17 protein-coding genes are annotated in these 23346 nt (G+C 54.5%); 5 read left to right on the forward strand and 12 right to left on the reverse strand.

Annotated elements, in window-relative coordinates; all coding sequences use genetic code 11:
• Positions 1 to 29: 29 nt before the first annotated feature.
• The gene (gene pepN, locus PanJK_RS03475) at positions 30 to 2645 is read right to left on the reverse strand and encodes an aminopeptidase N (RefSeq protein WP_265297152.1); all 2616 of its coding nucleotides are present in this window, start codon (positions 2643 to 2645) and stop codon (positions 30 to 32) included.
• 252 nt (positions 2646 to 2897) lie between these two features.
• Between pepN and pncB the strand changes: the two genes are divergently transcribed.
• From pncB to PanJK_RS03495, 4 genes are all read left to right on the forward strand, one after another.
• A complete protein-coding gene (gene pncB / locus PanJK_RS03480; RefSeq protein WP_265297439.1) occupies positions 2898 to 4103 on the forward strand; it encodes a nicotinate phosphoribosyltransferase in 1206 nt (401 codons plus the stop codon).
• 152 nt (positions 4104 to 4255) lie between these two features.
• Complete coding sequence (gene asnS, locus PanJK_RS03485) at positions 4256 to 5656, forward strand: asparagine--tRNA ligase (protein WP_256696105.1); 1401 nt, start codon at positions 4256 to 4258, stop codon at positions 5654 to 5656.
• 299 nt (positions 5657 to 5955) lie between these two features.
• Positions 5956 to 7092: a porin OmpF gene (gene ompF, locus PanJK_RS03490; RefSeq protein WP_321161830.1), complete on the forward strand. Its 1137-nt coding sequence runs from the start codon at positions 5956 to 5958 to the stop codon at positions 7090 to 7092.
• A gap of 199 nt (positions 7093 to 7291) precedes the next feature.
• Positions 7292 to 8482 carry an amino acid aminotransferase gene (locus PanJK_RS03495; RefSeq protein WP_265297153.1) on the forward strand — a complete coding sequence of 397 codons (1191 nt, stop codon included), beginning with the start codon at positions 7292 to 7294 and terminating at the stop codon, positions 8480 to 8482.
• A 45-nt stretch (positions 8483 to 8527) separates the two neighbouring features.
• Here PanJK_RS03495 and PanJK_RS03500 read toward each other — a convergent pair whose 3' ends face one another.
• The 7 genes from PanJK_RS03500 to cmoM all read right to left on the reverse strand — a co-directional run bounded on the left by PanJK_RS03500 (position 8528) and on the right by cmoM (position 19204).
• The gene (locus PanJK_RS03500) at positions 8528 to 9160 is read right to left on the reverse strand and encodes an MBL fold metallo-hydrolase (protein ID WP_265297154.1); all 633 of its coding nucleotides are present in this window, start codon (positions 9158 to 9160) and stop codon (positions 8528 to 8530) included.
• Between the two features lie 36 nt (positions 9161 to 9196).
• Positions 9197 to 9748, reverse strand: coding sequence for a YcbK family protein (locus tag PanJK_RS03505; protein ID WP_008102370.1), 552 nt, complete (start codon positions 9746 to 9748; stop codon positions 9197 to 9199).
• Between the two features lie 187 nt (positions 9749 to 9935).
• Positions 9936 to 11765 carry a L,D-transpeptidase gene (ldtD, locus tag PanJK_RS03510; RefSeq protein ID WP_256696103.1) on the reverse strand — a complete coding sequence of 610 codons (1830 nt, stop codon included), beginning with the start codon at positions 11763 to 11765 and terminating at the stop codon, positions 9936 to 9938.
• Positions 11766 to 11921: 156 nt separating this feature from the next.
• The gene (gene mukB, locus PanJK_RS03515) at positions 11922 to 16388 is read right to left on the reverse strand and encodes a chromosome partition protein MukB (RefSeq protein ID WP_256696102.1); all 4467 of its coding nucleotides are present in this window, start codon (positions 16386 to 16388) and stop codon (positions 11922 to 11924) included.
• The gene (gene mukE / locus PanJK_RS03520; protein ID WP_097094359.1) at positions 16385 to 17119 is read right to left on the reverse strand and encodes a chromosome partition protein MukE; all 735 of its coding nucleotides are present in this window, start codon (positions 17117 to 17119) and stop codon (positions 16385 to 16387) included. The genes mukB and mukE overlap by 4 nt, the downstream gene beginning before the upstream one ends.
• Positions 17100 to 18422, reverse strand: coding sequence for a chromosome partition protein MukF (mukF, locus tag PanJK_RS03525; protein ID WP_007887410.1), 1323 nt, complete (start codon positions 18420 to 18422; stop codon positions 17100 to 17102). The genes mukE and mukF overlap by 20 nt, the downstream gene beginning before the upstream one ends.
• Entirely contained in the window at positions 18419 to 19204 is a 786-nt protein-coding gene (gene cmoM / locus PanJK_RS03530) for a tRNA uridine 5-oxyacetic acid(34) methyltransferase CmoM (protein WP_265297156.1), read from the reverse strand. Before cmoM ends, mukF begins: the two co-directional genes overlap by 4 nt.
• Before the next feature lie 124 nt (positions 19205 to 19328).
• Between cmoM and elyC the strand changes: the two genes are divergently transcribed.
• Entirely contained in the window at positions 19329 to 20114 is a 786-nt protein-coding gene (gene elyC / locus PanJK_RS03535; RefSeq protein ID WP_265297157.1) for an envelope biogenesis factor ElyC, read from the forward strand.
• On the opposite strand, the gene PanJK_RS03540 is transcribed toward elyC, so the two are convergent.
• From PanJK_RS03540 to PanJK_RS03555, 4 genes are all read right to left on the reverse strand, one after another.
• Positions 20094 to 20987, reverse strand: coding sequence for a YcbJ family phosphotransferase (locus PanJK_RS03540; RefSeq protein ID WP_265297158.1), 894 nt, complete (start codon positions 20985 to 20987; stop codon positions 20094 to 20096). The two genes, elyC and PanJK_RS03540, sit on opposite strands and share 21 nt — an antisense overlap.
• Before the next feature lie 110 nt (positions 20988 to 21097).
• Positions 21098 to 21847 (reverse strand): 3-deoxy-manno-octulosonate cytidylyltransferase, encoded by a 750-nt coding sequence (gene kdsB, locus PanJK_RS03545; RefSeq protein ID WP_154153026.1) that lies wholly within the window; start codon positions 21845 to 21847, stop codon positions 21098 to 21100.
• A complete protein-coding gene (locus tag PanJK_RS03550; RefSeq protein ID WP_007887424.1) occupies positions 21844 to 22026 on the reverse strand; it encodes a Trm112 family protein in 183 nt (60 codons plus the stop codon). The genes kdsB and PanJK_RS03550 overlap by 4 nt, the downstream gene beginning before the upstream one ends.
• A 90-nt stretch (positions 22027 to 22116) precedes the next feature.
• Positions 22117 to 23334: a winged helix-turn-helix domain-containing protein gene (locus PanJK_RS03555; protein ID WP_265297160.1), complete on the reverse strand. Its 1218-nt coding sequence runs from the start codon at positions 23332 to 23334 to the stop codon at positions 22117 to 22119.
• Positions 23335 to 23346: the final 12 nt, after the last annotated feature.

The raw sequence follows: 23346 nt of genomic DNA on the forward strand, positions 1-23346 counted from the left end.
CGCCATAAATGGCGACCCCATGGTTACTTTTACGCATTCAAAGCTTTGGTGATCTTCTCGTACAGATCGCCAGACAGCTTATCCAGCCCTTTCAAGGTTTCCAGCGCCTTACGCATCAGCGCCTGACGATCGGCATCGTAGCGTTTCAGGCGAATCAGCGGCTCGATCATGCGTGCAGCCACTTGCGGGTTGCGCGTGTTCAGATCGGTCAACATCTCCACCAGGAACTGATAACCGCTGCCATCTTTGGCGTGGAACGCCGCTGGATTGCCTGAGGCAAACGCACCAATCAGTGAACGGATACGGTTCGGGTTGCCCATGGTGAACGAACGGTGATTCAGCAGCTTACGCACGTTGCTCAGCACATCCGCCGCTGGGCTGGTGGCTTGCAGCACAAACCATTTATCCATCACTAAACCATCCTGATGCCAGCGCTCATCATAGGCCGCCAGCAGTGAATCGCGGCACGGCAGGTTCGCCGCTACCGCTGCAGCCAGCGCCGCTAATGCGTCGGTCATATTATTCGCCTGCTGATATTGCGCTTGCACCAGCTTGTCGGCCTGTGCCGCATCGGCAAACGCCAGATAGCCGAGGCAGGCGTTTTTCAGCGTGCGCTTGCCAATCTCCGCATGCTCAATTTTGTATTCGCTGCTTTGGTTGGCCAGATAGAGCGCAAAGAATTCGTCACTCAACTCTTTAGCCAGCGTACGCACCAGTGCATCGCGCACCGCCGAAATCGCCAGCGGATCGATAACATCAAACAGCTCGGCGATTTCATTTTCAGACGGCAGCGACAGAATCAACGCTTTCAACGCTGGGTCGCCCTGCTCATCCAGCAATACCGCGCGGAACGCATCAGCCACATGTAGCGGCAGCGACAGCGGCTGGCCCTGCTGATGACGCGCGACGTTGAGGCGAATATAGGTTGCCAGCAGGCTTTGTGCCGCGTCCCAGCGCGCGAAGTCGTTGCGTGCGTGGCGCATCAGGAAGGTGAGTTGCGCATCGCTCCATTTGTAGTCGAGCTTCACTGGCGCAGAGAATTCACGCAGCAGCGACGGCACCGGCTGGAAATAAACGTTATCGAAAATAAAGGTCTGGAACTCTTCGGTAACGTTCAGCACGTGATGCACCGGATGACCATTATGCTGCAGCGGAATCACTTTGCCTTCGTTATCGTACAGTTCGATATCCAGTGGAATGTGCAGCGGCAGCTTCTCTTTCTGCTCGGCGGTGGCCGGCGTGCGCTGAGTGACGTGCAGCGTGTATTGCTCCAGCTCTGGATTGTAGTCATCACGCACCGTCAGAATTGGCGTGCCAGCTTGGCTGTACCAGCGACGGAATTGTGACAGGTCAACGTTCGACGCATCTTCCATCGCCTGCACGAAATCATCGCAGGTGGCGGCGCTGCCGTCGTGACGTTCGAAATAGAGTTGCATGCCTTTCTGGAAGTTCTCTTCGCCCAGCAAGGTGTGCATCATGCGGATCACTTCTGAACCTTTTTCATACACGGTTAAGGTGTAGAAGTTGTTCATCTCGATCACCTGATCCGGACGGATCGGATGCGCCATTGGGCTGGCGTCTTCCGCGAACTGCGCACCGCGCATTACGCGTACGTTATCGATACGGTTCACTGCGCGCGAACCGAGATCGGAGCTGAACTCCTGATCGCGGAACACCGTCAGACCCTCTTTCAGGCTGAGCTGGAACCAGTCGCGGCAGGTCACGCGGTTGCCGGTCCAGTTGTGGAAATATTCGTGACCGATGACCGCTTCAATACCGAGGTAATCTTTGTCGGTAGCGGTTTCAGCTTTCGCCAGTACATATTTGGAGTTGAAGACGTTGAGGCCTTTGTTCTCCATCGCGCCCATATTGAAGAAATCCACCGCGACAATCATAAAAATGTCGAGGTCGTACTCAAGGTTAAAGCGCTCTTCATCCCACTTCATGCTGGCTTTCAGCGAAGTCATCGCCCAGTCAGCACGATCGAGATTGCCGCGATCGACAAAGATTTCCAGCGCCACATCGCGGCCAGAGCGGGTAGTAAAACTGTCGCGTAGCACGTCGAAATCACCCGCCACCAGCGCAAACAGGTAGCACGGCTTCGGGAACGGATCCTGCCACTTCACCCAATGGCGGCCATCTTCATGGCGACCGCTCTCCAGCTTGTTGCCGTTGGAGAGTAAATAAGGATAACGCGCGGCATCGGCAATGATGGTGGTGGTGAAGCGCGCCAGCACGTCCGGGCGATCGAGATACCACGTAATGTGGCGGAAACCTTCGGCTTCGCATTGGGTACAGAGCGCCTCGCCAGATTGGTATAACCCTTCCAGCGCGGTGTTTTTATCCGGATGAATGTCATTAATGATGGTTAGAGTAAAGTTGTCCGGTAGCTGGCTGATGAACAACGCGCCCTCTTCTTCGCGGTAATGCGACCACGGATTGCCATCCACCGCCAGCGATACCAGCGTGAGATCTTCGCCATCCAGACGCAGTTCCGCATCGGCAGCGCCAATACGCTTCACCTGACTGACCGCCGTGACGCGCGTCGAAGCCGCGTCCAGATCAAAAGTCAGGTCGATATCGGTAATGGTGTAATCCGGCGCACGGTAGTCGTGGCGATATTTAATTTGCGGCTGTTGCGTCATAAGTCCTTCTCGCATCGTTATTCGTTAATATGTTGACCCGTCAAAGTCTAAGCGGGTTGTGCCTCGGTTGCCACGGTCAATGCGTGCGTTCGTTGAAAAGGCTACAATTCATTAACAATGGCACAAATGCCCCTCGACCTGCCACCCGCAATTGTGGTGTGATCGCGGTCATTACTGTTTTATACTCCTGCGTCTTTATGACCTTATTGAACACCGGGCTCTGCTCCGCGGAAGAGGATGCTGAAACGCACCATGACTGGACATGCTTCCCCGATTTTGACCACGCTGCTTGATACCGATGCGTACAAGCTTCACATGCAGCAGGCCGTCTATCATCGCTATTATGATGTCCCGGTTACGGCGGAATTTCGCTGCCGTGGCGACGAACTGCTCGGTATTTATGCGGATGAGATCCGCGCACAAATTGAAACCCTGCGAACGCTCGCCCTGAGCGACGATGAGTATCACTATCTCAGCGGGCTGCCTTTCTTCCAGAGCGATTACCTTAACTGGCTGCGTCAGTTCCGCCTCGATCCTTCACAAGTCAACGTGCGTAACAACAACGGCCATCTGACGATTCAGATCAGCGGGCCGTGGCGTGAAGTGATTCTGTGGGAAGTGCCGCTGCTGGCGCTGATCAGTGAGGTGGTGCATCGCCATCGCACGCCGCAGATGGGTGTGGATCAGGCGGTTGCGCACTTGCAGCATAAGCTGGTGGATTTCCGTCAGCAGGTCGGCGAATTGGATATGTCACGCTTCCAGCTGATGGATTTCGGTACGCGTCGTCGTTACTCCAAAGCGGTGCAGGAAGCGATTGTCGCGACGCTCAAAGCGGAGTTTCCGTGGCTGGTTGGCACCAGCAACTACGATTTGGCGCGTCGCCTGCAGCTAAATCCGGTAGGTACGCAAGCGCACGAATGGTTCCAGGCGCACCAGCAAATCAGCCCGGTATTGGCGAACAGCCAACGTGCGGCACTGCAATCCTGGCTGGACGAGTATGACGATCAGTTAGGCATCGCTTTAACCGACTGCATCACCATGGATGCCTTCCTGCGCGACTTTGGTCCTGGCTTTGCTCATCGTTACCAAGGCCTACGCCATGACTCTGGCGATCCGGTGGAATGGGGTGAAAAAGCCATTGCGCACTATCAGCGTCTGGATATCGATCCAAAAAGCAAAACGCTGGTGTTCTCGGATAACCTCAATCTGGACAAAGCGCTGGCGCTCTATCGTCACTTTGGCCAACGGGCCAACGTGGTGTTCGGTATCGGAACGCGCTTGTCCTGCGATATTCCTGGCGTGACGCCGCTGAATATCGTGATCAAACTGGTGAGCTGCAATGGCAAACCGGTAGCAAAACTCTCCGACAGTCCCGGCAAAACCATTTGCCAGGATAAAGCCTTCGTGCGCGCCTTGCGCAAAGCCTTCGATCTGCCGCTGGTTAAAAGAGCCAGCTGATTCTTATTGCAGGGTGCTTGCACCCTGCTCTCACGCAACAAATCTCCTGTTTACACGGCAATTTTGCTTGTTTCCTGTCGGCTCGCAAGTAACATAGCAAAACCCTGGAAAAGGGCTTTTATCCACCTTCTTTTATATATAGAGAGAACTTTATGAGCGTTGTGCCTGTAGCGGATGTACTGCACGGCCGTGTCGCGGTTGACAGTGAAGTCACCGTACGTGGTTGGGTGCGTACCCGAAGAGATTCCAAAGCTGGTCTTTCCTTTATCGCCGTTTACGACGGTTCCTGCTTTAATCCCGTTCAGGCCGTCGTCAATAATTCTCTGAATAATTATCAGGATGAAGTGCTGCGTCTGACCACCGGTTGCTCGGTGATCATTACCGGCAAAGTGGTCGAATCGCCAGGCGAAGGCCAGGCCTTCGAGCTGCAGGCAACCAAGGTTGAAGTCACCGGTTGGGTCGACGATCCGGATACTTATCCGATGGCGGCGAAACGTCACAGCATCGAATACCTGCGTGAAGTGGCGCACCTGCGTCCGCGCACCAACCTGGTGGGTGCCGTGGCGCGCGTGCGTCATACGCTGGCGCAGGCGCTGCATCGCTTCTTCCACGAAAACGGCTATTTCTGGGTTTCGACTCCGCTGATCACCGCTTCGGATACCGAAGGTGCTGGCGAGATGTTCCGCGTTTCGACGCTGGATCTGGAAAATCTGCCGCGCGATCCGCAGGGCAAAATCGATTTCGATAAAGACTTCTTCGGTAAAGAAGCGTTCCTGACCGTATCCGGCCAGCTCAATGCCGAAACCTACGCCTGCGCGCTGTCGAAGGTGTATACCTTTGGCCCGACTTTCCGCGCAGAAAACTCCAACACCAGCCGCCATCTGGCGGAATTCTGGATGCTGGAGCCGGAAATTGCTTTTGCGACGCTGGATGATGCCGCAGCTCTGGCTGAATCTATGCTGAAATACGTGTTCCAGGCCGTTCTCAACGAACGTGCTGATGACATGGCCTTCTTTGCCGAGCGTGTTGATAAAGATGCGATTGCGCGTCTCGAACGGTTCGTGACTACCGACTTTGCTCAGGTGGATTACACCGATGCGGTTGATATTCTGCTGAAAAGCGGTCAGACCTTCGAAAACCCGGTTTCATGGGGCGTGGATCTGTCATCAGAACACGAGCGTTACCTCGCAGAGCAGCATTTCAAAGCGCCAGTGGTAGTGAAAAACTATCCGAAAGACATTAAAGCCTTCTATATGCGTATGAACGAAGATGGCAAAACCGTGGCGGCGATGGATGTTCTCGCACCGGGCATCGGTGAAATCATCGGTGGTTCACAGCGTGAAGAGCGTCTGGATGTGCTGGATGCGCGTCTGGCAGAAATGGGCCTCAATAAAGAAGATTATTGGTGGTATCGTGACCTGCGTCGTTACGGCACCGTGCCACATGCTGGCTTCGGATTAGGTTTCGAACGATTAATCGCCTATGTCACCGGCGTACAAAATGTAAGGGATGTTATCCCCTTCCCACGTACGCCACGCAACGCGAATTTCTAAATTTATCGATTAATTATAAGTAATTCATATATATAAAGAGGTCGGCCTAGCCGGCCTTTTTTTATTTTTGTAAATTTAGAGTTCTCTCACAAAGTTCCCGATATTTTACATTTTGTAATACATATTTTCCTTTTGATACCCAATCGAGAGATTTGAATCATTTTCGGGCTAGAATTAGCAACCCTGTGATGGAAAGATGCGTGCAGACACAGGAGACATCAAACTTCTTTCAAGGTTCTGTAAAGATTTCTTGGCAGCAGTGGCAGATGTCCAAATAACTCCAATGAGGGTAATAAAAAATGATGAAGCGCAACATTCTTGCAGTGGTTATCCCTGCTCTGTTAGCTGCCGGCGCAGCAAACGCAGCAGAAATCTATAATAAAGACGGCAACAAGCTGGACCTGTACGGTAAAGCTGTTGGTCTGCACTACTTCTCGGATGACGCTGGCAGCGACGGCGACCAGACTTATGTTCGCTTCGGCTTCAAGGGTGAAACCCAGATTAATGACCAACTGACCGGTTACGGCCAGTGGGAATACAACGTTCAGGCTAACAACTCTGAAGGTTCTGATGCACAAGACGGCAACAAAACCCGTCTGGGCTTCGCAGGTCTGAAATTTGGCGATGCGGGTTCAATCGACTACGGTCGTAACTACGGCGTTGTATATGACGCAATCGGCTGGACTGACGTTCTGCCAGAATTCGGTGGTGACTCAGGTTACTCAGATAACTTCATGAACGGTCGTAGCACCGGTCTGCTGACCTACCGTAACACCAACTTCTTCGGTCTGGTTGACGGCTGGAACTTCGCAGTACAGTACCAGGGCAAAAACGATCGTTCTGATATCCGCCGTGCAAACGGTGACGGTTATGGCCTGTCAACATCTTACACTTCACCAATCGGTGTTGGTGTAGCTGCAGCGTATAGCAGCAGCGACCGTACTAACCTGCAGTCTGCTGGTTCAGTAGTCGATAGCGATGGTGATGTAGTAGCGACTAACATCGGTGCAGGTAAGCGTGCTGAAAACTGGGCAACAGCTCTGAAATATGACGCAAACAACGTATACCTGGCTGCAATGTACGGTGAAACCCGTAACTCAACGCCAATCTCTGGTGCACAAGCTACCCTGGCTGACGGTACTCAGGCTACCGTTTCTGGCTTCGCTAACAAAGCTCAGAACTTCGAAATTGTTGCGCAGTACCAGTTCGACTTCGGTCTGCGTCCGTCCATCGCCTACGTTCAGTCTAAAGGCAAAGACATCGAAGGCGTTGGCGATGCTGACCTGGTTAAATACATCGATGTGGGCGCAACCTACTACTTCAACAAAAACATGGCTACCTATGTTGATTACAAAATCAACCAGTTGAACGATGACAACCCACTGGGTCTGGCTACCGACGACGTAGTTGCGCTGGGTCTGGTATACCAGTTCTAATCACCCGATTAGAGTTGTGTAATACCTAAAAACGGAGCCTTCGGGCTCCGTTTTGCATTTCAGTGATCGGCTTCGCAATTAGCTTTTCTACTTTATCTCACCGACATATTTCTTTTTTATATCAGCGGTTGGCAAGCGTGCCGAGTGACGTTAACCTGATAGCTCATTTCGCTAAAGTTCACCTAAACGGAACTGACTCATGTTTGAATCGATCTCTGCCGCACCCGCCGATCCTATTCTGGGACTGGCTGACCTTTTTCGTGCCGATGACCGCACGAATAAAATCAATCTTGGCATTGGTGTTTATAAAGATGAAACCGGTAAAACGCCGGTGCTCACCAGTGTTAAAAAAGCTGAGCAGTATTTGCTGGAAAATGAAACCACCAAGAACTACCTGAGCATTGATGGTCTGGCGGATTTCGCACGTTGCACACAGGAGTTGCTGTTCGGCAAAGAGGGCGCACTGATTTCAGCCGGTCGCGCCTGCACCGCACAAACGCCAGGTGGCACCGGCGCCCTGCGTGTTGCAGCGGATTTTCTGGCAAACCAGACCAGCGTGAAGCGCGTTTGGGTAAGCAACCCAAGCTGGCCGAACCATAACAACGTGTTCAACGCTGCTGGCCTCGAAGTGTGTGATTACGATTATTACGATGCAGCGAGCCACAGCCTGGATTTCGACGCTATGGTGGCATCACTGCAGGAAGCCAAAGCGGGCGATGTAGTCCTGTTCCACGGCTGCTGCCACAACCCAACCGGCGTTGATCCTTCTGCAGAGCAATGGCAGCAGTTAGCGCAGCTATCGCAAGAGAAAGGCTGGCTGCCGCTGTTTGATTTCGCCTATCAGGGCTTTGCTCGTGGTCTGGACGAAGATGCGGAAGGGCTGCGTATTTTCGCCGCTTCACATCAGGAACTGATCGTTGCCAGCTCTTACTCGAAGAACTTCGGTTTATATAACGAGCGTGTTGGTGCATTAACGCTGGTCGCTGCGAGCAGCGACGTGGCCAAAACCGCGTTTAGCCAGGTGAAATATACCATTCGCGCCAACTACTCTAATCCGCCGTCACACGGTGCGGCGGTGGTAGCCACTATTCTGAGCAACGACGCGCTGCGTACCATCTGGATTCAGGAGCTGACCGATATGCGTCAGCGCATCCAGCGCATGCGTCAGCTATTTGTGAACACGTTGGCGGAGAAAGGTGCTAATCAAGACTTTAGCTTCATCATCAAGCAGAACGGTATGTTCTCGTTCAGCGGCCTGACCAAAGATCAGGTGGTACGTCTGCGTGAAGAGTTTGGTGTGTATGCTGTGAACTCTGGTCGCGTTAACGTGGCAGGCATGACGCCTGACAACATGTCGGCGCTGTGTGAAGCGATTGTCGCGGTGTTATAAATCAGGCGGCGAATAACGACAAATGGGCCTAAATGGCCCATTTTTTTATTCTTGCAGGAACGGATTGCTGAGGCGTTCGCGGCCTAGCGTTGAGATAGGCCCGTGACCCGGCACAAAAGTCACATCATCGCCCAGCGGCAGCAGCTTGGTTTTAATCGCATCGATTAGGTCGCTATGGCTGCCTTGTGGGAAATCGGTTCGTCCCACGCCACCGTTGAAAATCACATCCCCTGAGATCAGCAGACGTCCTGCACGATCAAAGAACACGATGTGTCCCGGCGTATGGCCCGGACAAAGCAGTACTTCCAGCACGACATTACCAACCTGCACCGTTTCGCCCTCTTCCAGCCAGCGCTCGGGCGTCAGCGGCGCGCATTCGGGTAATCCAAACATACGGCTCTGTGTAGGCAGATTATCTAACCAGAAAGCATCGAGCGGATGCGGACCGACAATGGGCACCTGATAATGTGCCGCAAGTTCCGCAGCGGCACCGACGTGATCGAGATGTCCATGTGTGAGAAGGATTTGCGACGGCACTAAACCACGTTCTGCCAGCACGGCTTTGATGGTTTCCGCATCGCCGCCGGGATCGATCAATGCGGCTTGTTGGGTTTCGTCATCCCAAATAACTGAACAGTTCTGGGAAAAAGCCGTAACCGGAATAATTTGGTAATTCATAGCGCTCCATGACCGACACACGCAGCGCTGCCGGTATCAGGACCAGTGCCTTGCAGGCCCGGTATCTATGTGTACGAAGTTGCTGCGCGGGTAATATCCTACACCACCGGCGCGCATAGATAACGCCGCTTTGCGAACATTGCTCAATGAAATTCCCTCAATGTGGAAATCCATCGCTTGTCCTTTGGTGTGATAGCTTTTTTTCGCCACGCCCGGACCCGATTCACGCAGCATGGTATTAGTCGCTAACGTGCGGTAACCCGAAATCAACTGCACCGGCTTACGCGTATCCAGCAACGTTTGCAGGCGGTAAAGCTGATCAAAAAGATGGGGATCGATGTTCTTCACCTGATTGGCGCGGTAATCACGGAAAAAGTGATTTAAGCGGGCTAACTCATCCTTGTCATAACGCTTACCGTTAAAAAACTCCGTTTTAAGGGTTTCACCGGTGTGAAGGTTACTAAGTGTCAATACTCGAGGGCGGGCGGTGGAAAGCGAAGCCAGAGCGGAGCCAGGAAGCAGTGATAATCCTGCAGCTGCGCCTCCAATCAAGAGTAATCGACGACGTTGAGAATCAATGTTAGCCATGAAGCGAGGTTACCTAGTCTAAAGCGGATAAAATATGTGCGAAAAATACACAAGGCCGAACATTAACGTCCGCCTAAGACTCAGTCAACCCAGAATATGTTGCAGAAGACCAAAACCAGCTCAAAATCAAATTTTCGAGACTGGTCTTGGTTAAATTCATGTGAAGAGAAAACAGCTAAATCAAGTACTAGAGTAACAATTGACCGGCTTTATACAGCACCTGACTGCCGGAACGCGCAGGGTTATCATAATTGTAAATATCTGTACGATATTGCGGGAGCCCATCATCTGCAACCCAGGCGGTGAGGTAGTAAAGGTTCACTGGGATACGATGGCGAATCGGCACATAACGGGTATTCCCCTCTTTCAACGTGTCCGAAATACGTCCATCATTCCAGCCCACATCCTGCAGTAGCAGATCGGCCAATTCAGAGGCTTTATTGACGCGCACACAACCCGAACTGAGCGCACGAATATCGCGCTGGAACAGAGTATGGTTTGGCGTATCGTGCAGATAGATCGCATCCGAACTCGGCATATTGAATTTGTAGCGACCCAGTGAGTTAGTCGCGCCTGGCGCCTGACGAATGCGATACGGGAAGCTCGCCGCCGACACCATATGCCAGTCAATCATTGAAGGATCGATCACTTCCGCATCCGCACTCCAGCCCGAGAGCAGCGTATAACCGTGCTTATACAGATAGCTCGGATCCTGCTTCACCTTCGGCACAATATCCTGGCGCACCAGCGTGGTTGGCACATTCCACGGTGGATTCAGCACCACATTATTTAGCGCGCTGCGCATCAACGGCGTTTTGCGGTCGGGACGACCCACAATCACGCGTGACGACAATATGGTGGCGCCATTGTTGTAGTAGGTCAGCGAATAGTTGGGAATGTTTACCATGATGCCGTTATGCATATCATCCGGCAGCAGACGCAGACGCTGAATATTAAGCGCCAGCAGCGAGGCGCGCATCTGCGGCGGCACATTCAGCCATTCACGGGTGCGCGGACCAATCGCGCCGTCATCGGCCAAGCCTTGCCAGTGCTGGAAGCGTTTGACGCCCTCCACCAGCCCAGCGTCATAGACGTTGGGACCGGTTGCCGTTGGGTTGGTAGCCACATTATTGGCCACTTCAGGCGTAGCAGCGAGTGCCGGAGCCGCATCAATATCATCAAAGTTTGCCGCAGATGGGCTCACCGCCACCGGCTGATTGCTCTGACTCACCGGAACCGGCGCTGTTGGTACCGCATCTTCCGCTGGCGTTGGCGTAGTGCTGTGGCTGGTGGTCAACATGCCGGTGCGTTGCAGAATCTCACGCAGTGCCGGCACATCATTGCTGATTTGTCCTGGGCGCAGCGTAGCGGTATCACGCAGCTGTGGCCACGGATGATGATCGTTTAGCAGCGTTTTCAAGGCATTGTGCATCGGTGCATATTGCGGATGCTGCGGCTGCAGTGACACCACGAAAGTACGGCTGCCACCGCCATTCACCGCATTCTGCCACTGATTGATGGCCGCCAGCGATGGCATGGTCAGCTTGTACGGCACGTTGCTGTAAAGCCAGTTTTCGCCTTGTGTCGGGACATTGGCAACAAATTGCAGATAGCCGAGCATCGCATCACTGAGCACGATATCGCGCGCCAGACCTTTAATGTTCGGATTGGTCAGCCGCTCCACCCAGCGGGTGAACTGCGGCTGCACGCCTGAGAGAGCCACTTCCGCAAGCTGCTGCTGGAAGGCCTGCACCGCTTGCGGGTCCTGCCATAGCGGTGCCATGTCGCGCGACGCATAAATACCGGCCAAGCCTGGTAGATAGAAGGGTTGTTCAGTGGCACTAAACGCCTGCTGAATCTGTTGCTGACTGGCAGAAACCGACATCGAGCTGTGATGCGTCGAGTTGGGTAGCGTGGAGGTGATGGCCGCATGGCTGACAGCCAGCGGCGATAATACCATTGACAAACCGAGTGCTACTGCAGCACGACTCATTTTGCGCTTTTTGTTTAGCAACATCCCTGCCCCCTTCTCACCAATGACATAGCGCCCTGTGATCGCCATGTACAGCCATACTCTTAATGTTGAGTATACGAATAAAAAACGGCATCTGCCTCTAAGTGCAGATGCCGCATACAGATTAAACGTAGTGCTGTTTTTTAACCAGATTAAGCGTTATGAATTCTCATATTCAAGACCGACCGTAGGACTTTGATCTTTGCTCGGTGCGGGATCCGCCGAGAAGCCGCGCAGACCGACCACATGTACGTGTTCGGTGTTATTGAACATCTTGCGCACCAGTTTGTAAGTGGTGCCTTTTTCCGGGCTGATGTTCTCTGGTGCCGCGATAATCAGCTGCATCTCCAGACGTTCGCACAGCTCAAACAGCGTGGCGATTGAACGCGCATCCAGACGTGCCGCTTCATCGAGGAATAGCAGACGACACGGCGAGATGTCTTTGCCGCGCAGACGACGGGATTCCTCTTCCCAGCTCTGCACTACCATCACCAGAATCGACATCCCGGTACCGATCGCTTCACCGGTCGAAAGCGCGCCACTTTCTGCACGCAGCCAGCCGTCGGAGCCACGGTTCACTTCCACTTCCATCTCAAGATAGTTGCGGTAATCGAGCAGCTCTTCACCGATGGTTTGCGGCGTGCGCTGGCCCATATCAATCTGCGGATTCAGGCGTTGATAGAGTTTCGCCAGCGCTTCCGAGAAGGTTAAGCGGTTGCTGGTAAACAGATCCTGATGCTGTTCATGCTCTTCCGACAGTGTATCCAGCAGCGTTGAGTGCGCTTCACGCACGTTCACGTTGAGGCGCACGCTGCGCACCTGACCAAAGCTCACCGCCTGCAAGCCCTGGTTCAGCTGACGAATACGGTTCTGCTCGCGCTGAATGGTTTTGCGAATGATGTTCGCCGCGCTGCGTGAGCTGATTGCCAGCGTCTGTTCACGCGCCGTCAGCTCTTCGGTCAGACGATTCAGCTCGATTTCCATCTGCTCAATGGCTTCAACGGGATCGTCGGTACGAATGATGTCCTGACGAATACGTTCGCGCAGATGCTGGTACACCGCGATAAAGAACTGAATCTTGCGTTCCGGACGTTTCGGATCTTCCGACATGCGCAGCACATCGCGCAGATGCTCGTTATCCGCTACCGCCAGACGCAGCGCACCCAGCGCCTTATCCGACATCGAACGCAGCTCATCGCCGCTGAGATAGGCCAGTTCACGACGATGCAGACGACGCTCAACGCCATTCTCTTTAACCAGACGCAACACCGTGCACCAGCCGGCTTTCGCGCTGACCACCTGCTCACGAATCTGATGATAATCGCGTTCCAGCTTGCGCAGTTTCTTCTGCAGGCTGTCCATTTCGGCTTCACAGAAGGTGATCTGTTTTTCCAGCTGGTTGCGACGCGCACGGTTGTGGCTCAACGCGCTGTACAGCTCGTCACGACGAATGCGCGCGCGCTCTTCTGCGCTGGCATCGGCATGCACGCCGATATCCTGCATCTCTTGCTGCAACTCTTTCAGCATGTCGCGTTTGGCATCGTAAGAACTTTTCAGCGATGCCAGCACCTGCGAATACTGCGTCAGCTGCGCCTGATGTCCACGCAGACGTTCGCGTGCGCGACTGCGCTCGCCTTCCGCCTGTTCCAGACGCTGACGCAGCTGTTCATTGAGATCGCTGTTGCCGCTCAACATGCCAGCCGAACTTTCATAGCTGAAGTGCGCACGACGCTGTACCACTTCGGTCAGGGCAAAGGCCTGCTGACGCGCATCGCGCTGCTGCTGCTGTGCCTGCTGATAGTCACGCTGCAGCTGATCGTGCTGCTGCGGATCGCTTTGCAGTACAGAAATCAGCGGCTCCAGCTTGCTGAGTTTGCTGCCGTGCTGATGCAGGAAACGCGCGGCTTCCTGCGCTTCTTCCACGCGCTCGCGGATCTCTTCACAGCGATCGCCAAGCGTGTCGTCGAGCAGCAGATTCACGCGTGGCAACAGGCGGTTCAGCTGGCTGACGCCCTCTTTTGCCTGTTCAAACTGCGCACGCTGCTGCTGATTGTCATTTTCATGCTGCGCCAGCGCCCGCTCCAGCTCACCACGGCGGTTGTTAAGCTGACGAATCTGCGCTTCTGGATCTTCATCAAACGCCACCGCTAAATGGCTGCCGATGAAGCGGCTGAAGGATTGATGCAGACGCTGGGTTTTCTGCACATCAAACGACAGTGTGGCATAACGCTCAGCCAGCTGTTCACGTTCGTTATTCAGCAACTCAAGCTGGTTTTCACGCGCCGCGCGTCCAAACAACGGCACTTTCGGGAAGCGAGAGTAGCGCCACTGACGTTCAGCCACTTTCACCACCACTGCTTTTTCCAGCTCTTCGACGCTAAATACGCTGTCGTCAAAGGCTTGCGGATCGCCTTCAATCAGATAGAGATCTTCCGGGCACTCGTCTAAACCGTCGAGCAGGTCGCGCACCAGCGACAGATCGGGCACCACGATGGCATGGCGCGATGGGCCGTATAACGCCGAGAAGTACGGCGCGTCATCCAGCGTAACGTCATCATAAATTTCCGACAGCAGCACGCCGCCAAAACGTTCCGCCAGCTGCGTCAGGCGCGCATCTTCCGCGCCGCCTGGTTGGCTCAGACGTTCAATCTGCTGTTCAACTTCACGCTTACGCGCGGCCAGCTCGTCGCGTTCAACCGTGGTTTCACGCTCGCGCTCCAGCAGTTGCTGCATAAATTCAGTGATCTGCTGGCTGCTGGTCAGCTCCTGACCGGTTTGCTCGCTCAGCTGCGTCAGAATTTCCTGCGCCGCCAGCCAGTGTGGTGCACGTGCAGTCAGCGCAGTGATGCGTTCACGCAGCTGCTCCAGCTCCTGACGCATCAACATGCGGCGTTCACCGGCATCGGCAACGCTGCTATTCAGCTGTTCAATCTGCGCTTCGAGTTCACGCTGCAAGCCATCCAGCGCATCCGCATCGTATTGCTGGCCCTGACGTTTGCAGAAATCCGCCAGCAAACGCTCGGCATCATGCTGCTCACGCAGACGTGTTTCTAATTCATTGAGGCGCAGACGCAGCGAGGAGAGTTGTTCAGCATGATGGCGTTGATTGCCGGCGTCACGCAGTAATTCGCGCCCCACTTGCCACGCGTCCTGACGACCCACGTCACCGGCAATGCTGGTCACTAACGCTAACGCTTGCTCAAATTGGCTGTGCGCCGCTTCGGCGACGCTCAGCTTCTGTTCGAGACGCAGCAGGCGTTCGGTGGCTTCTTCTTCACGCGCCTGGAAGGTTTCCTGCCATTCAGCGGCGTTATCGATAGATAAATCGGGCAGCTGACACTGCGTGCGTGCTTTCTCCAGCGCCTGCAAGGCTTGCTGATATTGAATGGCACGCGTTTGCTGCACGTCGAGCGCCTGCTGGAAGTCAGCAAGCTGGCTTTTCAGCTCATCCACTTCCACTTCAGCCGCTTCGGCGCGCGCTTCATTCTCTTCCTGTACTTCACGCGCTTCAGCTACAACTTCATTCTGCTCTTCAAGGCGATAGGTCAGCTCTTCCAGATCGGCATCATAACGCTCGATTTTTTCCTGCTGGCGCATGGCGGTTTGCACCAGATTCAGGTGATCGCTGGCGCCCTGATAATCGCTTTCCAGATCGCTTTCGGCACCGTTGTGCTCCGACAATTCACGCGCCATTTCAATATGGCGATACTGCTCGGAAATCAGCTGATTGCGGCTGGTAAACAGCTCATTACGCAGCTGCAGCGCGCCGTCGAGATGAATGCGGCGCTCGTTGGCGTGGCGCATGTAGTCGGCGGAAACATAGCTGGTGGCTTCCGAGATCAGATGCTTAAACAGGTCGCGATCCGATTGGGTGACGCGAATCGCTTCCAACGTCATGCGGTTTTCACGCAGCGCGGCTTCCATATCCTGGAAGGCTTTACGCACGCCGCCGTTTTCTGGCAGCAGGTAATCGCGCAGCGAGCGGGTAATGGCGCTTGAAATACCGCCGTAAAGAGACGCCTCAATCAGACGATAGAACTTGCTGCGATCGCTGGCGTTACGCAGACGACGCGGCACCACGCCGAGCTCGAACAGTACCGCGTGATAATCGGTGACCGAGTTGTACTGTTTGAACTGCACGCCTTCCTGCGCTTCCACGCGCTCCTTTACTTCCGTCAGCGGCAACACGCGCGCCTGACGGTTATTAAGGATTTCGGTCAGCATATCGGTAGCCTGCGAATCGCTCGGCAAGCCGTGAATACTGAATGGCTTGATATCGACTTTTTTATCGCGTCCCGCCACCTGCTGCAGACGTACGCCAACAATCACGCGTTGATGGCGTGAGTTAACCACATCCAGCACCGAATAGCAGACACCGGCGCGCAGCTTGCCGTGCAGGCCTTTATCGCGCGAACCGGAAGTTGCACCCGCTTCGGTGGTGTTACGGAAGTGCAGCAGCGTTAAGTCAGGGATCATCGCCGTAACGAAAGCAGCCATGGTGGTGGATTTACCCGCACCGTTACCGCCCGAGAGGGTGGTGACCAGTTCATCAAGATCAAAAGTACGGGCAAAGAAGCCGTTCCAGTTGATCAGCGTTAGCGAACGAAATTTACCGCGTTCAATCATGCTTGTTCATCCTCCGCGTTATCACTCGCGTCGCTTTCAGCGTCAATATCGTTATCTGCTTCATCGTTTTCTGCCGCAGCTGGCGCGCTTTCCAGCGTCATCGCTTCACCGTCACGAATCAGGCGCAGCTGTGCTTCACGCGCATCGTCACCGCTGCGCACGTCGGCGCCAAAGCGGAACACCGATTCGGTGATGCGGAATTTGCTGCTGTCGTTGCCCATAAACCACACCATGCCAAGACGGCGCAGGCGGCTCAGCGACGCACGCATTTTTTCCTGCAGCTTGGCGCGGTCAAGATCGGAACCGGTGGAGCGCTGGTTTACCAGCTTGAGCAGTTTGCTCTCATCGGCCAGCGACAGCAGTTCGTCATACAGCTCTTGTTGGGTAAAAATCCCCTCATTCGCCAGACGTTCCGGGCTGAGATAGAGATAGCAAAGAATTTTGCCCACCATCATATCCAGCTCGGACAGCACCGAGCGCGGGATCAAGGTGGTTGAACGCGGACGCAAATAGAAGAAGCCTTCCGGCGCGCGGATCAGCTCAACGTTGTAACGCGCGTAAAACTCTTCGAGATACTCCTGGTAATCCATCAGGAAGGCGTGATTATCCAGCTCTTCAATGCCAATGTGGCGACCCGCGCGTAACTGGCTATCGAGCGCCGGGAAAATCGGGTTTGCCAGAGCCAATGCCAGTTTAACTGGCATCACTTGTTCAATATTTGTCGATGACATGTGCCTGCACCTTGGCTCCGTAATCATTAATGGCCTGCCATTGCGCAGGCAGACCGGCTAAATCAGCTTCGGCCACGCCGAGTCGCACCGCTTGATCGATGACGATACGCGCCAGATCAAAGTGGCGCGCGCGCGGATACTGCGACAGATAGTCGCGCATCACCGTGGCAAGATGGAGCGGCTTCTGCTCCTGCTTATAAATTTGCAGCGCCTCTTCGATCATCGCGGCCAGCTGCTCACGAATCTCATTAAACTCTTCGTATTCCATTTCCGGCGGCAGCTCGCCCATTACCTCGTCATTACGCAGCGTCATCTCTTCATCACGCATATCGTAAAGACGATCGGCATTGGCGTAGGTCAGCGCCCACGGCTGATCGAAATAGTTTTGCACCGACAGGCGTAAACGCTGCGCAAACACGCGGTTCTTATCCATGTCGATGGCGGTACGAATAAACTTGTGTACGTGGCGGTCGTAGCCGATCCACAGATCGATAGCCTGCTGGCCCCAGCTGATGATGCGATCGAGCTTGTTTTGCAGGTCAAACACCAGCTTATCGACAAAGCCCAGATCCGGGCTGCTTAGCGTCGCATCCTGAATGCGCAGTAAATTGGCCTGCAGCTTATCGCCCGCCGCTTCCAGCGTATCCTGCAGTTCACGTAGCGTACCGGAGGTTTCCGACAGCAACATTTCACAGCTGGAGATCGCCGCGCGCCAGTCTTTGTTGAGCAGATCGGCAATATCGGTTTTCACCGCTTGCTGCTGTTCATCCATCAGGCGCTGCGTCATGTCGATGCTATCGAAGATTTCCGCCACCGAATATTTCAGCGGTGCAAATACGTTGCGATGCCAGTGGAATTCGTCACCGTCTTCTTCAGCGGCGTCTGCGGCACGTTTTAACTCTTGTGCCACAATCGACAACTGCATCGACAGGCGCAGCGTGGAGAACTCGCGCTGACGGATGTAATAGTCGGTAATGCCGATGGCGAGCGGTGTCAGACGATAGATGGCGTGGCCTTCCGTCAGCTCGCTGGTAAAGCGATTAAGCAAGCGCTGACGCACCATGTCATTGATGGCGTTATTGGCACGGACCTGCACGGTTTCGTGGGTTTGTTCGAATGCTTTGCTAACGTGACGAAACGCGTCAATCAGCTCGCCTTCACTCATCTCGCCGTCCATGCGTTCACCGTTTAAGGTGGCGATGGCCAGCAAAAAGGCCAGACGTTCTACCGGCAGCGCAAGCGAAAAATCGTTCTTGCGCGCCCATGCCACCAATTCGGGGACCGTCTGGGAAAATTCGCTCATAGTTGATCCTTCTGGCTGGGTTTGCGCGCGGTCACGTGGATATAGCGCCCTAAACTCAAAAAGGGCTCCTGGCGACAGAAACGCCGTTCCATCTCAATGATTTCCTCAACGCTCTTCCCTGCGCCGGGTTGCGGCTTCATGTAATCACAGAAGACGCGAATGCCCGCACGCCGTTCAATTTCAAATCCACAGTTTGTCAGCCAGCGCGTCACATCGTCGGGATCGCGCGGGAAATCGGGCGACAGCGTGCGCTTTTTACGTTTGCTCATATTGGCGCGCATATAGCCGAAATTGCCGAGCGTCAGGGTGCGGAAGGTTAAGCCGTGCGCGTTGTAAAACATCAACGACAGCACGCCGCCGGGCTTGAGTGTGTGCCACAGCGCTTGGAGCACCTCTTCCGGATGCGCGACCCATTCCAACACCGCGTGAAACAATACCAGATCAACCTGCGTATCCAAATGTTCGCCCACCTGCTGGGCGCTAATTTGTTTGAATTGCATGTTGTGGCTCACACCTGCGGCGAGCGCATGGGCTTCCGCCAGCTTCAGCATCTCAGCAGAGAGATCGCACAGCACCACCTGATGACCGCGTGCCGCCAGCCCGCTTGAGATTTGTCCCACGCCGCCGCCGGCATCCAGCACCTGTAAAGGTCCGGCAGGCAGTGTCGGTAACAGGGCTTCCAGCTCGTCCCAGACAATCGCCTGGCGCACTTGCCCTTTGCGCGTGCCATAAATGTTCTGTGAGAATTTGTCCGCCAGATCGTCAAAGTTACGATCCTGCATGATGATGGCTCCGCTTTGCTGCATTCAACTTGTGCTATTTTGTCACAGGCTCAACAAGAATGAACCTTTCATGCCGCAGTAACCGTCTGGCAGCTGTTTTTTTGGACAAAAGAGGCCATATTCGATGTTTTTCGCATTCAAAAAAGTCATTGGCGGGATGTTGCTCCCCTTGCCGCTGCTGTTATTGCTGATGGCTGCAGGACTTTTGCTGCTCTGGTGCAGCCGCTGGCAAAAAAGCGGCAAAATCCTTATCTCTTGCAGTTGGCTGCTGCTGCTGGTGTTAAGCCTGCAGCCGGTTGCCGATCGCCTACTGTCACCGCTGGAAAATCATTATCCCACCTGGAGCGGTAACGAGCCGGTCGATTATATCGTGGTGCTCGGCGGCGGCTATACCTTCAATCCGAATTGGGCGCCGAGTTCGAATTTAATCAGTAACAGTTTGCCGCGCGTGGCCGAAGGCGTGCGTCAGTGGCGGCGCTATCCGCAGGCGAAAATGATCTTTACGGGCGCAGCGGCAGGCGAAAACCCACGCAGCAGCGCCAGCGTGGCGGCTGAAGTGGCGGAGAGTCTGGGTGTGCCCTCAGAAGCGATTATTCAGTTGGATCAACCGCGGGATACGATTGGTGAAGCACGCGCGGTGAAAAAGACGATTGGAGAACATCCGTTTTTACTGGTGACCTCCGCTAACCATCTGCCACGTGCGATGCAATTCTTCCAAAGTGCCGGCATGAATCCGCTAGCCGCACCGGCGAACCAGTTGGCGGTGACATCGCCGCTCAATTGGTGGGAACGTGCGATGCCGTCACCGCTGTGGCTCGGTCACAGTGAGCGCGCGATTTATGAAACGCTGGGTCAGATCTGGCAGAAGCTGCGCGGTGACGATCTCACCTCAAGCCAGCCAGGGGAGTAATTGCGCGCGGGCGTGATCGAAACGTGGACGGTCAAACTGTCCGCTGCTGACCAGCGTGTCGACGCAATCCCACAACTGATACAACCAGCGTCGCCAAAGAAAACCTTCCGCCACAGGCGCACGCTGCAGATAGTGTTGCAGGAGTGATGCTTCTGCGCCGCTATCTGCCAGGCGCATCAGATCGTATTCGCGTGGTGCCCAGAGAATGTTGCCCGGCTGCATCATCGCAATCAACTGATCGCTGTGCGCATCTTTCAGCATACTGGCTAAGCGCAAATTGCCGTGCGTCAGCACGCAGGGATCGTCAAAGCCGTTGAAAAGACGCGCTAATAGCTGACGGCTGCGAAATAGAATCTGACGATCTTCCAGCGTGAAAAAGGGCGGCGACAGATAACCCAGCGTTGACCACAGCACATCCACCCGCTGGCGATACCATGCGGGCCAGCTATTTTCCTGCACGCTATCCACGCTGCCAACTAAGCCATGACTGTCGATGCGATGCCACGCCAATACGCCTTCGACGATCTGCTCGCACAGCTGTTCCCAGCGTGCTGCGCTGCGTGCCGGAGCTTCCGCCGAGACGCCGTTAAAGCGCGCCATCAGCAACATTTCATGTACCGGCTTTTGCTGGCTGAGCACCAGGCCAAACACAGCGGGCACGGCGATCAAGCCATCATGCCCGAGCATGGTCAGCTTTTTGGCTTCCAGCGCCGCGCGTCCCTGATGACGAAAATACTTTGCCACCAGCGGCATCGGTTTACCGGCGTTATCGTAAAGCGCATATAGCCGCGTGTGCGTCTGCTCGCTAATGGTTTCGAGACGGCTGATGCTTTCACCGAGCACCAACGCGAGTTCTGAACGGAGCTGTTCCATACAATATCCTCCGAAGTCAAAGGGCTGGAATATGCTGGAGGTGATGGCGGCGCAAAGCTTAGCGCCAGATCAAACTTTAAGGCCAGCGAGAGCCGCTGGCCGGTCGGAGATTAACCCTGCATAGCGAGACGAACCCGCTCAAGGTCTTCCGGCGTATCCACCCCAACACTTGGGATAGCTTTTGCCACCGCGACGTGAATCTTTTCACCGTACCACAGCACGCGCAGCTGTTCGAGCAGCTCAATATGCTCCAGCGGGCAAGGTTCCCACGCGATATAGCGACGGATAAAACCGGCGCGATAAGCGTAGATACCAATGTGGCGCAGCAGCGTGTCGCCAATCTGCTCGCGCGATTGAGCATAACGCTCGCGATCCCAGGGAATGGTGGCCCGTGAGAAGTAAAGCGCATAACCTTTGGCGTCCATCACCACTTTCACCGCGTTCGGGTTAAAGGCTTCTTCTGCATCGGTGATCGGCACCGCCAGCGTCGCCATTCCGGCTTCAGACTGCGCCAGATTGCCTGCCACCTGACGTACAATCTCCGCCGGGATCATCGGCTCATCGCCCTGCACGTTAACGATGATGGTGTCGTCGGCAAACTGATACTTCTCGACAACTTCTGCCAAACGCTCGGTGCCGGACTGATGATCGACTCGCGTCATGCACACTTCGCCGCCCGCTGCAGTTACCGCCGCCGCCACATCCGGATGATCGGTGGCGACAATCACACGATCGGCACCCGATTCACGCGCGCGTTCCATGACGTGCAGCACCATCGGTTTACCCTGAATATCCACCAGCGGTTTGCCGGGCAGACGCGTTGAAGCGTAACGCGCAGGAATAATGGCAACAAAACTCATGGATGGATCTCTTCAACAGACAGCGTACGCGCTTCCACTTCCAGCAACACTGGAATACCGTCACGTACCGGATAAGCCAGGCCATCTGGTTTACAGATCAGCTCTTGCTGCTCTTTGTTGAAATAGAGTTTTCCGTTGCATACCGGGCAGGCAACGATTTCGAGTAAACGGTGATCCATAATCTTCTCCATTCAGGACCGATTCAGACGGTTAGCATATCATAATAGCGTGCGCAGGAATGGCGCACTCAAGCCAGACAAGTGGCGGTGTTATTCAACCATTGACCAGCGATTTGACCAGGCCGCCAACAGTTCTGCCGGCGCATTTTCGATAATCACTTCGTTGGCAGCTTGCCACGCAGCAAAGCGATTAATGGCTTTTTGTACATCATTAAGGAAAGCGTTACTGACGCGTGTGCCCTCTTCCAGCCAGAATGCACGAATTACCAATTGTTTTGCCTGACGCTCCATTTTGGCGTCGATGCGCGCTTTCAATACGCCGCGATGCAGCACTGGCAAGACAAAATAACCATATTTGCGCTTCTCCGCTGGCGTGTAGCACTCAATGCGGTAATCAAAACTAAACAGCTCCAGCGCGCGACGACGATCCCAAACCACCGGATCAAAGGGTGACAACAGCGTGGTATGCGTGGCCGAGAGTGGCTTTTCCAGCAGCGGCAATAACGCGTGGTGCAGCCACATTTCACCCAGTTGCTCGACCTCAACGCGAACTATCTCTCCGCGTGCGGCGGCATCCGCGAGCCACGACTTGAGTGGTGCACGTTTGAGGCGATAGTAGTCTGCTAGCCAACTGTCACGAAAAATGCCGAGGCTGCGCGCGCTGTGACTCAACATCTGTATCACTGCTTCATCTTCACTCAGTGCATGCTGTTCATCAATCCAGTCCGGCATTACGCGGCTGTGCAGATCGTAAACCCGCTGGAAGTTACGCCGCTCAACCACCATCAACTGACCGGCACTGAACAAATTCTCCAGATGACGCTTATGCGGCTTCCACGCCCACCAACCTGGTTTGGTCTGTTTATCATTGCTGAAATCGGCAGCACGTACCGGACCATTGGCGGAGATATGTTGCAGAAGATCAGTGATTTCTTGTTGGTGTTCCTCAACCCACTGTTGGTTGTACTTCCAGCCAAGTCGCTGCGGTTCCAGCATGCGATGACGCAGCAGTGGGTAATCTTCGACAGGAATAAAACAGGCTTCATGCGCCCAATACTCAAATAACGCGCCAGATACCAGCGCCTGTTCCAGCCAATTGGACTGGTATGCGCCAAGGCGACTAAACAGCACCAGATAAGGACTGCGAGCCACCACATTGATGGTATCGATTTGCAGCAAAGACATTTGACGCACAGTGGCGTGAATATCGGTAAAGCGCGCCCGACGGCCCAAAGGACGTAACAGTCCTTGAGCAGCCAGATGAAGGTGACGAGCAGTTTGTAACGAGAGGGAAGCGGCGAGGTTCATGACTCAATTCCC

It is taken from the genome of Pantoea sp. JK (assembly GCF_026130245.1).
Lineage (GTDB): Bacteria > Pseudomonadota > Gammaproteobacteria > Enterobacterales > Enterobacteriaceae > Pantoea > Pantoea trifolii.

Excerpts from the sequence above, each read along its gene's own strand:
- pepN (WP_265297152.1), bottom strand. The coding sequence starts at position 2,645 with ATGACGCAACAGCCGCAAATTAAATATCGCCACGACTACCGTGCGCCG.
- pncB (WP_265297439.1), top strand. The coding sequence starts at position 2,898 with ATGACTGGACATGCTTCCCCGATTTTGACCACGCTGCTTGATACCGAT.
- asnS (WP_256696105.1), top strand. The coding sequence starts at position 4,256 with ATGAGCGTTGTGCCTGTAGCGGATGTACTGCACGGCCGTGTCGCGGTT.
- ompF (WP_321161830.1), top strand. The coding sequence starts at position 5,956 with ATGATGAAGCGCAACATTCTTGCAGTGGTTATCCCTGCTCTGTTAGCT.
- PanJK_RS03495 (WP_265297153.1), top strand. The coding sequence starts at position 7,292 with ATGTTTGAATCGATCTCTGCCGCACCCGCCGATCCTATTCTGGGACTG.
- PanJK_RS03500 (WP_265297154.1), bottom strand. The coding sequence starts at position 9,160 with ATGAATTACCAAATTATTCCGGTTACGGCTTTTTCCCAGAACTGTTCA.
- PanJK_RS03505 (WP_008102370.1), bottom strand. The coding sequence starts at position 9,748 with ATGGCTAACATTGATTCTCAACGTCGTCGATTACTCTTGATTGGAGGC.
- ldtD (WP_256696103.1), bottom strand. The coding sequence starts at position 11,765 with ATGTTGCTAAACAAAAAGCGCAAAATGAGTCGTGCTGCAGTAGCACTC.
- mukB (WP_256696102.1), bottom strand. The coding sequence starts at position 16,388 with ATGATTGAACGCGGTAAATTTCGTTCGCTAACGCTGATCAACTGGAAC.
- mukE (WP_097094359.1), bottom strand. The coding sequence starts at position 17,119 with ATGTCATCGACAAATATTGAACAAGTGATGCCAGTTAAACTGGCATTG.
- mukF (WP_007887410.1), bottom strand. The coding sequence starts at position 18,422 with ATGAGCGAATTTTCCCAGACGGTCCCCGAATTGGTGGCATGGGCGCGC.
- cmoM (WP_265297156.1), bottom strand. The coding sequence starts at position 19,204 with ATGCAGGATCGTAACTTTGACGATCTGGCGGACAAATTCTCACAGAAC.
- elyC (WP_265297157.1), top strand. The coding sequence starts at position 19,329 with ATGTTTTTCGCATTCAAAAAAGTCATTGGCGGGATGTTGCTCCCCTTG.
- PanJK_RS03540 (WP_265297158.1), bottom strand. The coding sequence starts at position 20,987 with ATGGAACAGCTCCGTTCAGAACTCGCGTTGGTGCTCGGTGAAAGCATC.
- kdsB (WP_154153026.1), bottom strand. The coding sequence starts at position 21,847 with ATGAGTTTTGTTGCCATTATTCCTGCGCGTTACGCTTCAACGCGTCTG.
- PanJK_RS03550 (WP_007887424.1), bottom strand. The coding sequence starts at position 22,026 with ATGGATCACCGTTTACTCGAAATCGTTGCCTGCCCGGTATGCAACGGA.
- PanJK_RS03555 (WP_265297160.1), bottom strand. The coding sequence starts at position 23,334 with ATGAACCTCGCCGCTTCCCTCTCGTTACAAACTGCTCGTCACCTTCAT.